The 1,098-nt window shown below is 65.5% G+C and carries 1 protein-coding gene; it reads left to right on the top strand.

The features are described from left to right. Positions 1-43 precede the first annotated feature (43 nt). Positions 44-1,098 (top strand): NAD(P)H-binding protein (locus EN884_RS36720; protein ID WP_128361165.1); only part of this gene is annotated, 1,055 nt, incomplete at its 3' end.

The following is a 1,098-nucleotide window of genomic DNA, read 5'->3' as shown; positions in this document are numbered from 1 at the left end:
GACAGGATGAGGCGCGACTGTCACTGCAGTTTTCAGGTGCCAGGTGAGGGTCCTCGTCACCGGCGCGTCGGGTCTGATCGGAGCTTCTCTTTGTGCGCGCCTGGCCGCCGATGGATATGAAATCGTTCGCGTACTGCATCGTGCCGGCGCCGCGCCCTTCAGAGGCTTGCCGCCTGTCTTGCTCGACATGGCAAAGGCGCTGCAGACGCAGGACTGGAGCCCGCATCTGATAGGCATCGACGCGGTCGTCAACTGCGCCGGTGTGCTGCAGGACAGCGCGCAAGAAAGCACTGGCGGTGTGCATGCGGGTGGCGCATCGGCACTCTTTGCCGCCTGTGAGCAGGCGGGCGTGAGAAAAGTCATTCACTTCTCGGCAATCGGGGTCGATCGGCTGCAGCCGTCCGCCTTCTCGGCCACCAAGCTGGCTGGCGACCAGGCGTTGATGGCGCGCGATTTGGACTGGGTCATCCTGCGCCCGTCGGTCGTGCTGGGCCGGCCGGCGTTCGGCGCCAGTGCGCTGTTTCGCGGACTGGCCGCATTGCCACTGTTGCCGGTGATGCCCAGCACGGGTCGGCTTCAGGTCGTACAGTTGGATGACGTGATCGCCACTGTCCTGCATTTTCTCCGGCCCGATAGCGCATCGCACCTTGCGCTTGACCTTGCCGGACCTGAAGCGCTGCCGATTAGCAAGGTGGTCGGCCTCTACCGCCGCTGGCTTGGGTCGAGACCGGCTGGAGAGTTCACTCTGCCCGGTAGCGTCGCGGCCGGCCTGTACCGGGTCGGCGATGCGGCGGCTCTGCTCGGCTGGCGCCCGCCGATGCGCAGCAATGCGGCCAAGGAAATCGTGCGGGGCGCTGTCGGCGACCCGCAGGCGTGGATCACTGCGACAGGGATCCAACCATCCAGCCTCGAAGCGGCGCTAAAGCTCAATCCCGCGACGGTGCAGGAGCGATGGTTCGCCCGTCTCTATTTCGTCAAGCCGGCGATCTTTACTGTCCTGCCCTTCTTCTGGATCATGACCGGCATCATTTCCCTGACCACCGGCTGGCGCCGCGGGGTCGACTTGCTGGTCGGCACGGCCATCGGTCCGCTGGCGGA

This window comes from Mesorhizobium sp. M7A.F.Ca.AU.001.01.1.1, assembly GCF_004022735.1.
Taxonomy (GTDB): Bacteria; Pseudomonadota; Alphaproteobacteria; order Rhizobiales; family Rhizobiaceae; genus Mesorhizobium; species Mesorhizobium ciceri.
The sequence above is the reverse complement of the archived record's forward strand: the minus strand, read 5'-3'. Positions and strand labels throughout refer to the sequence as shown.